At 59.7% G+C, this 16,031-nt stretch carries 17 protein-coding genes; 12 read left to right on the top strand and 5 right to left on the bottom strand.

Annotated elements, in window-relative coordinates; genetic code table 11:
• Nucleotides 1-97: 97 nt before the first annotated feature.
• Complete coding sequence (gene arfB / locus AC1RDQ_RS24360; RefSeq protein WP_489339992.1) at nt 98-511, top strand: alternative ribosome rescue aminoacyl-tRNA hydrolase ArfB; 414 nt, start codon at nt 98-100, stop codon at nt 509-511.
• Here arfB and AC1RDQ_RS24355 read toward each other — a convergent pair.
• The 5 genes from AC1RDQ_RS24355 to phhA form a co-directional block, all read right to left on the bottom strand.
• Complete coding sequence (locus AC1RDQ_RS24355) at nt 508-1,707, bottom strand: MFS transporter (protein WP_492588346.1); 1,200 nt, start codon at nt 1,705-1,707, stop codon at nt 508-510. The two genes, arfB and AC1RDQ_RS24355, sit on opposite strands and share 4 nt — an antisense overlap.
• Before the next feature lie 99 nt (nt 1,708-1,806).
• Complete coding sequence (locus AC1RDQ_RS24350) at nt 1,807-1,992, bottom strand: hypothetical protein (protein WP_057715925.1); 186 nt, start codon at nt 1,990-1,992, stop codon at nt 1,807-1,809.
• A gap of 474 nt (nt 1,993-2,466) precedes the next feature.
• Complete coding sequence (locus AC1RDQ_RS24345; protein ID WP_492588345.1) at nt 2,467-3,660, bottom strand: amino acid aminotransferase; 1,194 nt, start codon at nt 3,658-3,660, stop codon at nt 2,467-2,469.
• On the bottom strand, nt 3,660-4,016 hold the full coding sequence (locus tag AC1RDQ_RS24340; RefSeq protein ID WP_007938547.1) for a 4a-hydroxytetrahydrobiopterin dehydratase: 357 nt from the start codon (nt 4,014-4,016) through the stop codon (nt 3,660-3,662). The genes AC1RDQ_RS24345 and AC1RDQ_RS24340 overlap by 1 nt, the downstream gene beginning before the upstream one ends.
• Nucleotides 4,017-4,121: 105 nt before the next feature.
• Entirely contained in the window at nt 4,122-4,913 is a 792-nt protein-coding gene (phhA, locus tag AC1RDQ_RS24335; RefSeq protein ID WP_489339993.1) for a phenylalanine 4-monooxygenase, read from the bottom strand.
• Nucleotides 4,914-5,297: 384 nt separating this feature from the next.
• On the opposite strand from phhA, the gene AC1RDQ_RS24330 reads away from it, so the two are divergent.
• The 11 genes from AC1RDQ_RS24330 (at nt 5,298) to flgJ (ending at nt 16,027) form a co-directional block, all read left to right on the top strand.
• Entirely contained in the window at nt 5,298-6,857 is a 1,560-nt protein-coding gene (locus AC1RDQ_RS24330) for a sigma-54-dependent transcriptional regulator (RefSeq protein ID WP_057715922.1), read from the top strand.
• A 157-nt stretch (nt 6,858-7,014) separates the two neighbouring features.
• The gene (locus tag AC1RDQ_RS24325) at nt 7,015-7,182 is read left to right on the top strand and encodes a periplasmic nitrate reductase, NapE protein (RefSeq protein ID WP_173677902.1); all 168 of its coding nucleotides are present in this window, start codon (nt 7,015-7,017) and stop codon (nt 7,180-7,182) included.
• 37 nt (nt 7,183-7,219) lie between these two features.
• Nucleotides 7,220-7,486: a chaperone NapD gene (locus AC1RDQ_RS24320; protein WP_492588343.1), complete on the top strand. Its 267-nt coding sequence runs from the start codon at nt 7,220-7,222 to the stop codon at nt 7,484-7,486.
• Nucleotides 7,477-9,981, top strand: a complete 2,505-nt coding sequence (gene napA, locus AC1RDQ_RS24315) for a nitrate reductase catalytic subunit NapA (RefSeq protein WP_492588341.1) — start codon at nt 7,477-7,479, stop codon at nt 9,979-9,981. Before AC1RDQ_RS24320 ends, napA begins: the two co-directional genes overlap by 10 nt.
• A 41-nt stretch (nt 9,982-10,022) precedes the next feature.
• Nucleotides 10,023-10,484, top strand: coding sequence for a nitrate reductase cytochrome c-type subunit (locus AC1RDQ_RS24310; RefSeq protein ID WP_371319448.1), 462 nt, complete (start codon nt 10,023-10,025; stop codon nt 10,482-10,484).
• Between the two features lie 9 nt (nt 10,485-10,493).
• On the top strand, nt 10,494-11,090 hold the full coding sequence (locus AC1RDQ_RS24305; protein WP_085723386.1) for a cytochrome c3 family protein: 597 nt from the start codon (nt 10,494-10,496) through the stop codon (nt 11,088-11,090).
• Between the two features lie 203 nt (nt 11,091-11,293).
• A complete protein-coding gene (locus tag AC1RDQ_RS24300; RefSeq protein ID WP_090453789.1) occupies nt 11,294-12,034 on the top strand; it encodes a flagellar basal body rod protein FlgF in 741 nt (246 codons plus the stop codon).
• A 45-nt stretch (nt 12,035-12,079) separates the two neighbouring features.
• Complete coding sequence (flgG, locus tag AC1RDQ_RS24295) at nt 12,080-12,865, top strand: flagellar basal-body rod protein FlgG (RefSeq protein ID WP_057715916.1); 786 nt, start codon at nt 12,080-12,082, stop codon at nt 12,863-12,865.
• A 52-nt stretch (nt 12,866-12,917) separates the two neighbouring features.
• Nucleotides 12,918-13,613, top strand: coding sequence for a flagellar basal body L-ring protein FlgH (flgH, locus tag AC1RDQ_RS24290; protein ID WP_057715915.1), 696 nt, complete (start codon nt 12,918-12,920; stop codon nt 13,611-13,613).
• 27 nt (nt 13,614-13,640) lie between these two features.
• Nucleotides 13,641-14,729 (top strand): flagellar basal body P-ring protein FlgI, encoded by a 1,089-nt coding sequence (locus AC1RDQ_RS24285; RefSeq protein WP_057715914.1) that lies wholly within the window; start codon nt 13,641-13,643, stop codon nt 14,727-14,729.
• Between the two features lie 11 nt (nt 14,730-14,740).
• On the top strand, nt 14,741-16,027 hold the full coding sequence (gene flgJ / locus AC1RDQ_RS24280; RefSeq protein ID WP_492588339.1) for a flagellar assembly peptidoglycan hydrolase FlgJ: 1,287 nt from the start codon (nt 14,741-14,743) through the stop codon (nt 16,025-16,027).
• Nucleotides 16,028-16,031 lie beyond the last annotated feature (4 nt).

The raw sequence follows: 16,031 nt of genomic DNA, 5'->3' as shown, positions 1-16,031 counted from the left end.
ATAAATCCCTTTGTGGGAGCAAGCTCGCTCCCACAAGGTCCGGATTCCTCCCATCTATTCGCGGTATCCTGCACACTCTGAATACGGACGCTTTTCCATGCTGGTGATTTCCAACAACGTGCAGCTGCCGGATGCCGAGATCGAGTTGACGGCCATTCGCGCCCAGGGCGCGGGTGGGCAGAACGTCAACAAGGTTTCCAGCGCCGTGCACCTGCGCTTCGACATTCCGACGTCGTCCTTGCCCGAGTTCTACAAGGAGCGGCTGCTGGCGCTGCGCGACAGTCGCATCACCAGCGACGGTGTGTTGATCATCAAGGCCCAGCAGTACCGGACGCAGGAGCAGAACCGCGCCGATGCGCTGTTGCGGCTGACCGAGTTGATCCTCAGTGCCACCAAGGTCGAGAAGAAGCGCCGTCCGACCAAGCCGACCCTCGGCTCGAAGACCCGTCGCCTCGAATCCAAGAGCAAGCGCGGCAACATCAAGGCCGGGCGCGGCAAGGTCGATTTCTAACGGGCGTCCCGTGCCTCGCGTTGCTTCGTTGCCTGCCGGTACAGGTAAACGCTCAGCGTCAATCCGCTCAATGCGGCAATGGCGGCGAACAGGAAGATCGAAGCGAAACCGAACCCGGCGGCAATGGCGCCAGCGACCGGTCCGGTGATCCCCAACGACAAGTCGATGAACAGCGAATAGGCGCCGACCGCTGCACCACGGCTGGAGGCCGGGACCAGGTTGACCGCCTCCACGCCCAGTGCCGGAAACACCAGCGAAAAGCCGAAGCCGCTCAGCGCCGCACCCGCCAGTGCCCAATGGGCATCCGGTGCCAGCCACAGCAGGAGCAATCCCAGGGTTTCCACTGACAGGCAGGCAATGGCCACGCGAAAGCCGCCGAGGCGATTGATAAGGTTGCCGAACAGCAAGCGCGCGCCGATGAAACTGGCACCGAACAGGCTCAGGCACAGTACGGCGTTATCCCAGTGTCGCGTGGCGTAATACAGGGTGATGAAGGTGGCGATGGTGCCGAAACCGATGGAGCCGAGGGCCAGGCCGCAGCCGTGGGGGAAGACCCGCCCGAGCACGTGCATGAACGGCAGGCGCTCACCGGCAACGATCGGCGCGGCGGTTTTCGGCCAGGCCAGCAGCAGACCGAGCACGGCCAGCAACACAATACTGACGCCCATGCTCCACAAGCCCAGTTGATGGACGATCAACACGCCCAGGGGCGCGCCGACGGCCAGTGCGCCGTAGCTGGCGATACCGTTCCAGGAGATGACTTTGGCGGTGTTCGCCGCACCGACCCGGCCGATACCCCAGCCAATCGAGCCCGAGCCCACCAGGCTTTCCGCGCTGCCGAGAACCAGACGGCCGATCAACAGGCTGATCAGGCTCAAGGTCGGCAGGCTCTGGGTCCAGGCCGAGACCAGCATGAACACACCGCTCAAGCCGCAACCGGCCAGGCCATACATCACAGCCAGTTTGCTGCCCTTGTTGTCGATGATCTTCCCTGCATAGGGGCGGCTGAGCAGGGTGGCCAGGTATTGCACGCTGATCACCAGACCCGCGATCACCGCACCGAAGCCCAGGTCGCTGTGGACGTAACCGGGCAATACGGCCAGGGGGATGCCGATGTTCAGGTAGCCAATGAAGGTGAAAAAGACGATGGAAACGACTTGCAGCGTGACCGCCAGGGGGCGCTGGTTTTCAGGCATGGGTAAAGGTCCACGGTAAAGCAGGATAGATAGGCTGCTTATGATAGCGGTGTGGACGGTCGTCGGTTGTGAAAAAGTAAAACTATTTACCGGGCGGTGTCATTCAGCTTTGACGGGAGCGACCAGTTGCGTGGTGACCAGGGCGGCCAGCGCATTTTCCTGGGTGCCGAAGCGGGCGAGCAAAGCGGCTTGTTTCTCGGGAGAGAGGCGATTCCAGATCTCGATCATTTTCTCGGCGGTGCCGATCAGGACGCTGGCCTGCGCTTCGCTGAATTCATCGGTCATGGAAAGTTCTCGTTTCAGGCAGTGTGGAAAGCGCATGGTAGCGCTTTCCACACGGTCTGTACGGCGGGTGTTTCAGTCTTCTCTGTCAGCCTGGCGGCTGTCAGTGGCTTCTTTCGGCTCGGGCTGTTGGGCTCCGGCTTGCTGCGTGGTCGTCTGCTCAGGTACGTGCAGGCTTGGGAAGGGGAGATTAGGAATCTCGTGCATGGTTGCGCTCCTCGCTAAGTCTGTTGATAGATCTGGTAGATCCGCGCTTTAAAAAAGCCTGGGCAGGATACAGCACTGAAAATGACAAACGGACTTTTATATCCATTTGTTTCGACGGATGGGATTGTCTAGACAGGTTGAAACAAATGTAGGAGCGAGCTTGCTCGCGAAAAACGTCAACGATAACGCAGGGGTGCTTGACACCCCGCGGTGTTCTGGCGTCCATCGCGAGCAAGCTCGCTCCTACAGGGGATTTGCAGTGCTTGTGAGTTACTTGCAGACGCTGGCAATCGCCTCGGCCAGCAAATCCAGGCGCGTGGCATCAATGCCAGCCACATTGGCCCGGCCCGAGCTGACCATGTAAACGCTGTGATGATCACGCAGGTTCTTCACTTGCTCAGGCGACAGGCCGGTGTAGGAGAACATCCCGCGTTGCACGCCAATATGGGCAAAGCGCTCGCGCAAACCGTGAGGCTCCAGCGCTTCCACCAAACCGCTGCGCAGTTGGGCGATACGCAGGCGCATCGCTTCAACTTCGTCGGCCCACAGGCGTTTCAGCTCTGGATCACCGAGGATGGTCGCTACAACGGCAGCGCCATGATCCGGCGGCGTCGACCACAGGTTGCGGGCGATGTTGGCCAGTTGGCTGCGGATATCCACCAGCTTGTCGGCGGTTTTCGCGCAGACAATCAGCGCGCCGGTGCGGTCGCGGTAGAGGCCGAAGTTCTTTGAGCAGGAACTGGTGATCAGCAGTTCCGGCAACTCGGCGGCGAACAGCCGGGTCGACCAGGCATCCTGTTCCAGCCCATCGCCGAATCCTTGATACGCGAAGTCGATCAGCGGCAGCAATTCACGCTTGCGTACGACCTCCAGCACCCGTTGCCAGTCATCCTGGGACAGGTCGAAACCCGTCGGGTTGTGGCAGCAGGCGTGCAGCAAGACCACGTCACCCTTGGGCGCTTCGTTGAGCGCCGCCAGCATGCCATCGACGTCGAGACGGTTGTCGCTGCCCACGTACGGGTAGTGGCTGACCTTGACCTTGGCTGCGGCAAAAATCGTTTCGTGGATCGGCCAGGTCGGGTTGCTCAACCACACGCCGCGCCCTGGCAGGCATTGGGCGATAAAGTCCGCGCTCAGGCGCAAAGCCCCGGTGCCGCCCGGAGTCTGGGTGGCGCCGACGCGTTGTGCGCTGATCAGCTTCGAGTCGGCACCCAGCACCAGTTCATTGATCGCTTTGCCGAACGCCGGTTCGCCGTGACCACCGATGTAGGTCTTGGTGGACTGGTGATCCACCAGGCGCTGCTCGGCAAGCTTCACCGACTCGAGAATCGGCGTCAGGCCCTGGGCGTCCTTGTAGACACCCACGCCCAAATCGAACTTGCGCGGGTTCGGGTCCTGCGCGTAGGCCTCCATCAGGCCCAGAATCGGGTCGCCAGGCACTCGACCGATGGCGTCGAAATGCATTACTTGCGCCCCTCAGCGTCCTTCGCCACTTCGTCGGTGCGCGCGGCCATGATGAAATCGTTGCGGTGCAGGCCCTTGATCGAGTGGCTCCACCAGGTCACGGTCACTTTGCCCCACTCGGTCAGCAGGCCCGGGTGATGGCCTTCGGCCTCGGAGATTTCGCCGACGGCGTTGGTGAACGCCAGGGCGTGCTTGAAGTTCTTGAACAGGAAGACCTTTTCCAGCTGCATGACGCTGTCACGTACTTCGATGTTCCAGTCCGGGATCTGCTTGATCAGGATCGGCAGTTCTTCGTCGCTGACTTGTGGGGCGTCGGCGCGGCAGGCTTCGCAATGGGCTTGGTTCAAAGTGGACATGGTGTGTTTCCTGTAATCGAGTGTTTTTATATCGGTCGACAGTGCCGTCACGCTAAACCAAAGCGACGGTGACTGACAGACTCACTTGTCAGCAAAAGTCGCGGTTCACGCAGCTTTTGGTTTTGGCGGAAATTTCGGCGTGTGCAGACCCATCTGCATCGCTTGCTTGACCATGCCCATGATGTCTTCGTGGGCCAGGTCGAACAGGCGCTTGAGGTTCGGCAGAACGAAATACAGGGGTTGCAGGATGTCGATGCGGTAAGGCGTGCGCATGCATTCCAGCGGGTCGAAGGCTTGGTGTTCAGGCTCGTTCGACAGGCTGTAGACAGTCTCTTTCGGTGAGGACAGGATGCCACCGCCGTAGATGCGCTGGCCTTGCGGGGTGTCGAGCAGGCCGAACTCGATGGTCATCCAGTACAGGCGCGCCAGATACACGCGTTCTTCCTTGGACGCCTTGAGGCCGAGCTTGCCGTAGGTGTGGGTGAATTCGGCGAACCACGGGTTGGTCAGCAGCGGGCAGTGACCGAAGATCTCGTGGAAAATGTCCGGCTCTTGCAGGTAGTCCAGTTCTTCGCGGGTACGAATAAAAGTCGCCACCGGAAACTGCTTGCTGGCCAGCAATTCGAAAAAGGTCTGGAAGGGAATCAGTGCGGGAACCCGGGCAACCTGCCAGCCGGTGGTTTCAGCGAGGACCTTGTTGATTTCGCCGAGTTGAGGAATGCGGTCGTGGGGCAGACCGAGTTTTTCGATACCGTCCAGGTACTCCTGGCACGCACGCCCTTCGATCACTTTCAGTTGACGAGTGATCAGCGTGTTCCACACCGCGTGTTCTTCGGCGGGGTAGTCGATAAAACCTTGCGCATCGGGCTCGCGAGCCACGTATTGCGTCTGCTTCATGCTGCTCTCCTGCTAGGGGATTTCGTTCTTGTTATGTACTGCTATGGACCTAGAAATACCTCAAGAATTGCGCTGTTGCAGCAGGTGACTCTGGTAATTCGCAGGAAGATTTACCGTTTTTCGTAAATTTTTCGTTACGGATTAACTGCTGTGGCGCAGATGTTGAGTTTTTCGGGTTTGAAAAGCATCGTACCTGTCACATAATCTTGACGACTATCTGAGCACCTCAGCAGAAAAATAATCCCCGTAGGAGCGAGCCTGCTCGCGATGGACGTTAACGAAAACGCGTTCATCCTGAATAAACGCGTTGCGCTCGACTCCATCGCGAGCAGGCTCGCTCCTACAGGTTACGCACCCCATTCATCGTTTTTTCGGGCCTTTAATATGCGTATCAAAGTCCACTGCCAGAACCGCATCGGCATCCTGCGCGACATTCTCAACCTGTTGGTGGAGTACGGGATCAACGTGGCCCGCGGTGAGGTGGGGGGGGAGCATGGCAATGCCATCTACCTGCATTGCCCAAACCTGATCAACATTCAGTTCCAGGCCTTGCGTCCGAAATTCGAAGCGATTGCCGGGGTCTTTGGCGTCAAGCGTGTAGGGCTGATGCCCAGCGAGCGTCGGCACATGGAACTCAATGCACTGCTCGGTGCGCTGGAGTTTCCGGTGCTGTCGATCGACATGGGCGGTTCCATTGTCGCGGCCAACCGTGCGGCGGCGCAGTTGCTCGGGGTGCGCGTCGACGAGGTGCCGGGGATTCCCCTGTCGCGGTACGCCGAGGATTTCGATTTGCCGGAACTGGTGCGCGCCAACAAGTCGCGGATCAACGGGCTGCGGGTCAAGGTCAAGGGGGATGTGTTCCTGGCCGACATCGCGCCGCTGCAATCGGAGCATGACGACAGCGAGGCCATGGCCGGTGCGGTGCTGACATTGCACCGCGCCGACCGGGTGGGCGAGCGCATCTACAACGTGCGCAAGCAGGAGTTGCGCGGCTTCGACAGCATCTTCCAAAGCTCGAAAGTCATGGCCGCCGTGGTGCGCGAAGCGCGACGCATGGCGCCATTGGATGCACCGCTGTTGATCGAAGGGGAAACCGGCACCGGCAAAGAGTTGCTGGCGCGGGCCTGCCACTTGGCCAGTCCTCGAGGGCAGTCGCCGTTGATGGCGCTCAATTGCGCCGGTCTGCCGGAGTCCATGGCCGAGACGGAACTGTTCGGTTACGGCCCGGGCGCCTTTGAAGGGGCGCGGGCCGAAGGCAAGCTCGGGCTGCTGGAGCTGACGGCGGGCGGCACGCTGTTTCTCGATGGCGTCGGGGAAATGAGCCCGCGCTTGCAGGTGAAATTGCTGCGTTTTTTGCAGGACGGTTGCTTCCGTCGTGTGGGCAGTGATGAAGAGGTCTACCTCGACGTGCGAGTGATCTGCGCGACCCAGGTCGACCTGTCCGAATTGTGCGCTCGCGGTGAGTTCCGCCAGGACCTCTACCACCGCTTGAATGTGTTGTCGCTGCACATCCCGCCGTTGCGCGAATGCCTCGACGGCTTGACGCCGCTGGTGGAGCACTTCCTCGATCAGGCCAGTCGGCAGATCGGCTGCTCGTTGCCAAAGCTGGCGCCGGCGGCCATGGAGCGGCTCAGCCATTACCATTGGCCGGGTAACGTGCGGCAACTGGAGAATGTGCTATTCCAGGCGGTTTCCCTATGCGACGGCGGCACGGTCAAGGCCGAGCATATTCGTCTGCCGGATTATGGCGTGCGTCAGCCCCTTGGCGATTTTTCGCTGGAGGGTGGGTTGGACGAGATCGTCGGGCGTTTCGAGAAGGCGGTACTGGAACGGCTTTATTCGGAACATGCCAGCAGCCGATTGCTCGGCAAGCGACTGGGGGTTTCCCACACAACGATTGCCAACAAGTTGCGTGAATATGAAATAGGCAAACTGGAGCGTTAAAAACTCACTCAAATAATAACTCTTCTCGAGTGTCAATATTTGTCCAGTGCTGTCAGTTCGCATTTAAAGCGCTAAAGCTTCTGCTATTGATCTGAATCATGGAACTTATAGAGGAAGCCATCTAGGCTCCTCTCAAAGTTTGGCAGGAGTGCTGACCATGCCATCAATGGATGACTCTACCCAGCGAGTTCGCAAAGAAACACGCCTCTTCTATTTCCTGATCATTGTTCTGTTTCCACTGTTATCGGTGGCGATAGTCGGTGGTTACGGTTTTTTTGTCTGGTTCCTGCAAATGCTCCTCGGTCCGCCAGGCCCCCCCAACTGATCGCCATCTATCTCTAATTCAGCAGGGAGTACGGGACATGGGAAAGACGCTGCACATTGCCAGTCTGGTAGTACATGCCCGTCCGGCCCTGTTCGAGGCGGTGAAAGCCAACTTGCGTTTGCTCAAGGGCGTTGAACTTCATCAGGAAAGTTCCGCCGGCAAACTGGTGGTTGTGCTGGAAACCGATCACGAAAGCCAGATTCTTCAGCGAATCGATCAGATCAATCGCTTGCCAGGCGTGCTCAATGCCGCCCTGGTTTATCACGAGATTCTCGATGTAACGGGAGAAAGCACATGCCTATGACGCGGCGAGAGTTTGTCAAAGCCCAGGCTGCCGGGATCGCGGCAGCAGCTGCGGGCCTCCCGGTGTTTACCTCTGCCAGCAACCTGATTACCGAACAAGACATGGTCGCCCTGGACTGGAACAAGGCGCCCTGTCGTTTTTGCGGCACCGGTTGCAGCGTCATGGTGGCGACCAAGGACAACAGGGTTGTTGCAACCCACGGCGACGTAAAAGCCGAGGTCAATCGCGGGTTGAACTGCGTCAAAGGCTACTTTTTGTCCAAGATCATGTACGGCGTTGATCGGCTGACTCAGCCGCTGTTGCGCATGACCAATGGGCAATATGACAAACAAGGCGAGTTTCACCCGGTGTCCTGGAAACAGGCGTTCGATGTGATGGAGTTGAAGTACAAGGAGGCACTGAAGAACAAGGGCGGGGAGTCTATCGCCATGTTCGGCTCCGGACAGTGGACGATCTGGGAAGGGTACGCGGCCAACAAATTGATGAAGGCGGGGTTTCGCTCGAACAACATCGATCCCAATGCACGCCATTGCATGGCTTCGGCGGTCATGGGCTTTATGCGCACGTTCGGTATCGATGAGCCAATGGGCTGTTATGACGATATCGAAGTCACCGATGCATTCGTCTTGTGGGGTTCGAACATGGCGGAAATGCATCCGATTCTGTGGAGTCGGGTCACTGATCGCCGTTTAAGCCAGCCGAATGTGAAAGTGGCCGTGCTCTCTACTTTCGAACATCGCAGTTTTGAACTGGCCGACATTCCGATGGTGTTCAAGCCGCAGACTGACCTGCTCATTCTCAACTACATCGCCAATCACATCATTGAAAGCGGTTCGGTCAACAAAGACTTCGTCAGCAAACACACCAAGTTCGCCAAAGGCACGGATGACATCGGCTACGGTTTGCGTGCCGATAATCCGCTGGAGATGAAAGCCAAAAATGCCGACAAGGCGAACACCTGGACCGACATCGACTTCGAGCAATTCGCCGCTTTTGTAAAACCCTACACCCTTGAGCGCACCGCGAAAGAAAGCGGTGTGCCGGCCGAGCGCCTCAAGGCATTGGCCGAACTGTACGCCGACCCCAAGCGCAAGGTGGTTTCGTTCTGGACCATGGGCTTCAACCAGCACACCCGGGGTGTGTGGGCCAACAACCTGATCTACAACATTCACCTGCTGACCGGGAAAATCAGCGAGCCGGGCAACAGTCCTTTCTCCCTGACGGGCCAGCCTTCGGCCTGCGGGACGGCACGTGAAGTGGGCACGTTCTCCCATCGTTTGCCGGCCGACCTGGTGGTCACCAATCCGGCGCACCGCGCCACCGCGGAAAAAATCTGGAAGCTCCCGGCGGGCACCATCAAGGAAAAGGTCGGGTTCCATGCCGTGCAGCAGAGTCGCATGCTCAAGGACGGCGTGCTCAATGTGTATTGGACGATGGCCAGCAACAACATGCAGGCCGGGCCCAACATCATGCAGGAAGTGCTGCCGGGGTGGCGCAACCCCGAGAACTTCGTGGTGGTGTCGGATGTGTATCCCACCGTCTCGGCACAGGCGGCCGATCTGATTTTGCCGACGGCGATGTGGGTCGAGAAAGAGGGCGCTTACGGCAACGCGGAGCGGCGCACGCAGTTCTGGCATCAACTGGTCTCGGCGCCGGGTGACGCCAAGTCGGACCTTTGGCAATTGGTCGAGTTTTCCAAGCGCTTTAAAACCGACGAGGTCTGGCCGCAGGAACTGTTGGCCGGCTCACCGCAATACAAGGGCAAGACCCTGTATGAGGTGCTGTTCAAGAATGGCCAGGTCGATCAGTTCCCTGTTGAACAAATGGCGGCGGGCTATCAGAACGACGAAGCCCGGGATTTCGGTTTCTACCTGCAAAAAGGCCTGTTCGAAGAATATGCCCAGTTCGGCCGTGGACATGGTCATGACTTGGCGCCCTTTGATCGTTATCACTCCGAGCGCGGGTTGCGCTGGCCTGTCGTCGAAGGCAAGGAAACGCTTTGGCGCTTCCGCGAAGGTTACGATCCGTATGTCGAGAAGGGCAGTGGCGTGCAGTTCTACGGCTACCCCGATAAGAAGGCAATCATCTTCGCGCTGCCTTACGAGCCTCCTGCGGAAGCCCCGGACGCGGACTTCCCGTTCTGGTTGAGCACCGGTCGGGTGCTTGAGCATTGGCACACCGGGACTATGACCCAGCGTGTCGAAGAACTTTACAAGGCGGTCCCCGATGCGCTGGTCTACATGCACCCGGCCGATGCCAAGGCCTTGAATGCCCGGCGTGGCAGCGAAGTAAAGTTGATCAGTCGGCGCGGCGAAATGCGTGCACGGATTGAAACTCGGGGGCGCAACAAGCCGCCCCAAGGCTTGGTGTTCGTGCCGTTTTTCGATGCCAACAAGCTGATCAACAAAGTCACGCTTGATGCGACGGACCCGATCTCCAAACAGACCGATTACAAGAAATGCGCGATCAGGATTGAGTTGATCAAGACGGCATAAGGAGAGCTTTCATGAATTATCGTTCGCTGTCCTTGCTTGTCATGCTGCTGATGTGGCTGCCCGCGACATTTGCGGCAGAACCCGGTTACCCACTGGATGCGCCGGCACCGGATGGACGGCGAGTCGGCGGGACCCTGACCCAGGAGCTGCCGGCACCGCCCATTGCCGAAGACGAGAACAAGGACCTCAAGCGTGAGCGCAATTACCCCGATCAACCGCCCACCATACCCCACAGCATTCGCGGGTATGCCATCGACATGAACAGCAACAAGTGCCTGACCTGCCACAGTCGCGCCAACAGTGCGCGTACCCAGGCGCCGATGATCAGCATCACTCACTACATGGACCGTGACGGCCAGGCATTGGCGGCGGTGTCGCCGCGCCGATACTTCTGCAACCAGTGTCACGTGCCGCAAAAGGATGTGAAGCCACTGGTGAGCAACAGCTTCAAGAACATCGACCAGGTCTTGCAAGACGAAATCAACCACCAGCCGAAACCTTGAGGAAAGGCCATGAAATCTTTGCTTGCCTTGCTCAAGGATTATTGGGGTGTGCTGCGTCGGCCCAGCGTGCATTACAGCCTGGGTTTCCTGACTCTCGGCGGGTTTATCGCCGGGGTGATTTTCTGGGGTGGGTTCAACACCGCGCTGGAAGCGACCAACACCGAGAAGTTCTGCACGTCCTGCCATGAAATGCGTGACAACGTTTTTGTCGAGTTGCAGGAAACCATTCACTACACCAACCGCTCGGGTGTGCGCGCCACGTGCCCGGACTGTCACGTCCCCCACGAGTGGACGCACAAGATCGCCCGCAAGATGCAGGCTTCCAAGGAGGTCTGGGGCAAGCTGTTCGGCACTATCAGTACCCGGGACAAGTTTCTGGGCATGCGCCGGGAGCTGGCCGAACACGAGTGGGCACGGCTCAAGGCCAACGATTCCCGGGAGTGTCGCAACTGCCATAACTTCGAGTTCATGGACTTCACACGCCAGGGTAAACGCGCCGCCAACATGCACTCCACCTCATTGGCCAGCGGCCAGGCGACCTGTATCGATTGCCATAAAGGCATTGCCCACAAATTGCCCGACATGAGCGGCGTGAAAGGTTGGTAGCCGGCTTTTCAAGGCGTTGCCGCCAAGCGGCATAACCGCGCCGGTTTTTCGTCTTCGATACATCGTTCGATTCCCTTCTGATTAGCCTCCAGCCCTCTGTTTAAAGGGGGTTGGAGCCGCTGCGCGCAAGTTGGTCTGCAAATTGCTACAGCCTGCGCAACACAGCAGTGGGCGGCAAACGTCCGGCAGGCAGAGGAAAGAGTGTGGACAAGTACCTTTATGTGGCAATGACCGGCGCCAGCCAGAATGCACTGGCGCAAAAGGCTCATGCCAACAACCTCGCGAACATCTCCACCAACGGCTTCCAGAAAGACCTGGAGCAGGCCCGTTCGATGCCGGTGTTCGGTGACAGCTTTCCGGCGCGTGCGTTTGCCATGTCCGAACGCCCGGCCACGGATTTTTCCCCCGGCTCACTGGTGGAAACCGGCCGCGACCTCGACGTTGCCGTGCAAGGCAACGGCTGGATTGCCGTACAGAATCCCGATGGCGGTGAAAGCTACGTGCGCACCGGCAGCCTGAACGTTGACGCCCTGGGTGTGCTGCGCGCCGGCAACGGCATGCCGGTCATGGGCAATGGCGGGCCGATTTCCGTGCCGCCGGAGCAGCAGATCGAAGTCGGCGAGGACGGCACCATCAGCATCCGCGCGATGGGCGAAGGTCCCCGGGTGATGGCGGAAGTCGACCGCATCAAGCTGGTCAACCCGGACTTCAAGAACATGACCAAGGGCCTGGATGGTTCGATCCACACCAAGGACGGCGCGCCTGCGCAGGCCGATGCCAACGTCAAGCTGGTGTCCGGGTTCCTCGAATCGAGCAACGTCAATGCCGTGGAGGAGATGACCTCCGTTCTGGCCCTGGCCAAGCAGTTCGAGCTGCACATCAAGATGATGAACACCGCCAAAGACGATGACCAGGCCATGGCTCGGGTCTTGCAGATCAGCTAATTACCAGAACGTCGCGCCGTAAAACAGGCGCACGAGGAGAATCGAATGCTTCCGGCTCTATGGGTTGCCAAAACAGGTCTGTCCGCCCAGGACACCAACCTGACCACCATTTCCAACAACCTGGCCAACGTGTCGACCACGGGTTTCAAACGTGACCGCGCCGAGTTCCAGGACCTGCTCTACCAGATCAAGCGCCAGCCAGGCGCCCAGTCGACCCAGGACAGCGAACTGCCGTCGGGTCTGCAACTGGGTACCGGTGTGCGCATCGTTGGCACCCAGAAAAACTTCACCGCCGGCAGCCTGCAAACTACCGAGCAGCCGCTGGACATGGCCATCGACGGCCGTGGTTTCTTCCAGATCCTGCAACCGGACGGCACCACGTCCTACACCCGTGACGGTACGTTCCACCTGGACTCCAACGGCCAGATCGTCAACGCCAGCGGCTTTGCCCTGGAGCCGGCCATTGTCATTCCGAACGACGCGCAGACCTTCACGGTCGGCCGCGACGGCACCGTGTCCATCACCGTTGCCGGCAACCCGGCAGCCCAGGTGATCGGCAACCTGCAAACCGCCGACTTCATCAACCCGGCCGGCCTGCAGGCGGTGGGCAACAACCTGTTCCTGGAAACCGCCGCCAGTGGCGCGCCGCAAGTCGGGACTCCGGGCCTGAACGGTTTCGGCTCCACGCTGCAGAACACCCTGGAAACGTCCAACGTCAGCACCGTTGAGGAGATGGTCAACATGATCACCACCCAGCGCGCCTACGAGATGAACTCCAAGGTGATCTCCACCGCCGACCAGATGCTCTCGTTCGTAACGCAGAATCTGTAATCAAGTCTATGTGGCGGCCATTGGGTCGCCTGCAACACCGTGAGGTAGGGTCATGAATCGCTATGTATCTGTTCTGGCACTGAGTGGGATCACCGCGCTCGCAGGTTGCGTGCCTGCGACGCCCAAGCCCAATGACCCTTACTACGCTCCGGTGTTGCCGCGCACGCCGTTGCCGGCGGCCGCGAACAATGGCTCGATCTATCAGGCCGGTTTCGAACAGAACCTCTACAGCGACCGCAAGGCGTTCCGGGTCGGTGACATCATCACCATCACCCTGAACGAAAGGACCCAGGCCAGCAAAAACGCCAACTCGCAAATTGGCAAGAACAGCAAGGCCAACATCGGCCTGAGTTCGCTGTTCGGCAGCAGCGCCACCACCAACAACCCGTTCAGCGATGGCGACCTGAGCCTGAGTGCCAGCTACGAAGGTGACCGCGCGACCAAGGGGGACAGCAAGGCGGCTCAGGGCAACACCCTGACCGGTTCGATCACTGTCACCGTCGCCGATGTGTTGCCCAACGGCATTATTGCGGTACGCGGCGAGAAGTGGATGACCCTCAACACCGGTGACGAACTGGTGCGGATTGCCGGCCTGGTTCGCGCCGATGACATCGCCACCGACAACACCGTGCCGTCGACCCGTGTCGCCGATGCGCGCATTACCTACTCGGGCACCGGTTCGTTTGCCGATGCGAGTCAGCCAGGCTGGTTCGACCGTTTCTTCCTCAGCCCGCTGTTCCCTTTCTAGGTGGTTACGTTGAATTTCAGAAGTCTCATGATGGCTGCGTTCCTGATGTCCGCAGCGTTCAACGTTCAAGCCGAGCGCCTGAAGGACATCGCCAGCATTTCCGGCGTGCGTTCCAACCAATTGATCGGCTACGGCCTGGTGGTCGGGCTGAACGGCACCGGCGACCAGACGACGCAGACCCCGTTCACCCTGCAGACCTTCAACAACATGCTCTCGCAGTTCGGCATCAAGGTGCCGCCGGGTTCGGGCAACGTGCAGTTGAAGAACGTCGCGGCGGTGTCGATCAGTGCCGATTTGCCGGCGTTCGCCAAGCCGGGTCAACAGGTCGATATCACCGTTTCGTCCATCGGTAACTCCAAGAGCCTGCGTGGCGGCACCTTGCTGCTGACGCCACTCAAGGGTATCGATGGCAACGTCTATGCGGTGGCCCAAGGCAACCTAGTGGTCGGCGGTTTCGACGCGGAAGGGCGAGATGGCTCGAAGATCACCGTCAACGTTCCGTCGGCCGGTCGCATCCCCGGTGGTGCATCGGTGGAGCGCGCGGTGCCGAGCGGTTTCAATCAGGGCAACAGCCTGACGCTGAACCTCAACCGTTCCGACTTCACCACCGCCAAGCGCATCGTCGACAAGATCAACAACATGCTCGGCCCTGGCGTAGCCCAGGCCATCGACGGCGGGTCGATTCGCGTCACCGCGCCGCTCGATCCGAGCCAGCGCGTCGACTACCTGTCGATCCTGGAAAACCTCGAAGTCGATCCGGGCCAGGCAGTCGCGAAAGTCATCATCAACTCCCGTACCGGCACCATCGTGATCGGCCAGAATGTCAAGGTTTCCCCGGCCGCCGTGACCCACGGCAGCCTGACCGTGACCATCACCGAAGACCCGATCGTCAGCCAGCCCGGCCCTCTGTCCAATGGCACGACGGCGGTGGTGCCGCGTTCGAAGGTCAACGCCCAGCAGGAAGCCAAGCCGATGTTCAAGTTCGGCCCTGGTACCACCCTCGACGAGATCGTGCGGGCGGTGAACCAGGTCGGCGCGGCACCGGGTGACTTGATGGCCATCCTCGAAGCGCTGAAGCAGGCCGGCGCCCTGCAAGCCGATCTGATCGTGATCTGAGGACGGCCATCGTGGATATGCGCAAGAGCGGTCTGGTCAGCAGCAGCGATTCGGGCTCCTATTCGGACCTCAATCGTCTGAATCAGCTCAAGGTCGGCGACAAGAACAGCGACGGCAACATGCGCAAGGTGGCGCAGGAGTTCGAATCGCTGTTCCTCGGTGAGATGCTCAAGTCCATGCGCTCGGCAACCGAAGCGCTGGGACAGGACAATCCGATGAACACGCCTGCGGCCAAGCAGTACCAGGAAATGTACGACCAGCAACTGGCCGTTTCCATGTCCCGCGAGGGCGGTGGTATCGGCCTGGCGGACGTGCTGATGCGCCAGATGTCGAAGAACAAGCCATTGGCGCCGGGCGAGGCGGCTGCAGCATCGCTGGCCAGGCAAGAGGCTGCCAAGGCCGCCGTGCAAACGCCGGTGGCGGCGGGCACGGTTGCGGTCAATGGGCCGCTGTCGCGGGTCAATGGCCAGCGTCCATTGTGGGCTTCGCGATCGGTCCATGCGCCGCAAGAGGCGGGCGAGGGTGGTCATCGCAATGACATGGCTCTGATCAATCAGCGACGCCTGGCGTTGCCGCCGAAGCTGGCTGATCGTCTGTTGGCCGGGCTGGTGCCTTCGGCGACGGCCGCAGCCACGACGCTCAACAAGACACCGTTGCCAGAGCGCGCGACAAGCACTGGCACCGGTCCTTTGTATAACGGCGACTGGCTGGCCAGCGCGCAGCAAACCTCCAGTGGCGGCATGCAGATCTATGGTCGCGCCATGGCGCAGATACCGCTGGCGCCGGCGAAGAAAGCCTTCGGTTCCGCCGACCAGTTCGTCAACACCATGTTGCCGATGGCCAAGGAAGCGGCGGCCCGCATTGGTGTCGATCCGCGTTACCTGGTGGCGCAGGCGGCCCTGGAAACCGGCTGGGGCAAGTCGGTCATGCGTGCTCAGGACGGCAGCAGCAGCCACAACCTGTTCGGCATCAAGGCCGGCAATAGTTGGCAGGGCAATTCGGCGCGGGCGATCACCAGCGAATTCAGGAACGGGCAGATGGTCAAGGAGACGGCGCAGTTCCGCTCCTACGACTCCTACGAGGACAGTTTCCACGACCTTGTAACTTTGCTGCAGACCAACAATCGCTATCAAGATGTCGTGAAGTCGGCCGATAACCCAGAACAGTTTGTACGCGAGTTGCAGAAGGCCGGTTACGCAACCGATCCGAACTACGCGAGCAAGATTTCGCAGATAGCCAAGCAGATGACGAGTTACCAGAACTACGCTGCGGCGGGCGTTTCAACTACGCCTTTATAGGCAC

Source organism: Pseudomonas sp. GW823-FHT02E01, assembly GCF_058797535.1.
The sequence above is the reverse complement of the archived record's forward strand: the minus strand, read 5'-3'. Positions and strand labels throughout refer to the sequence as shown.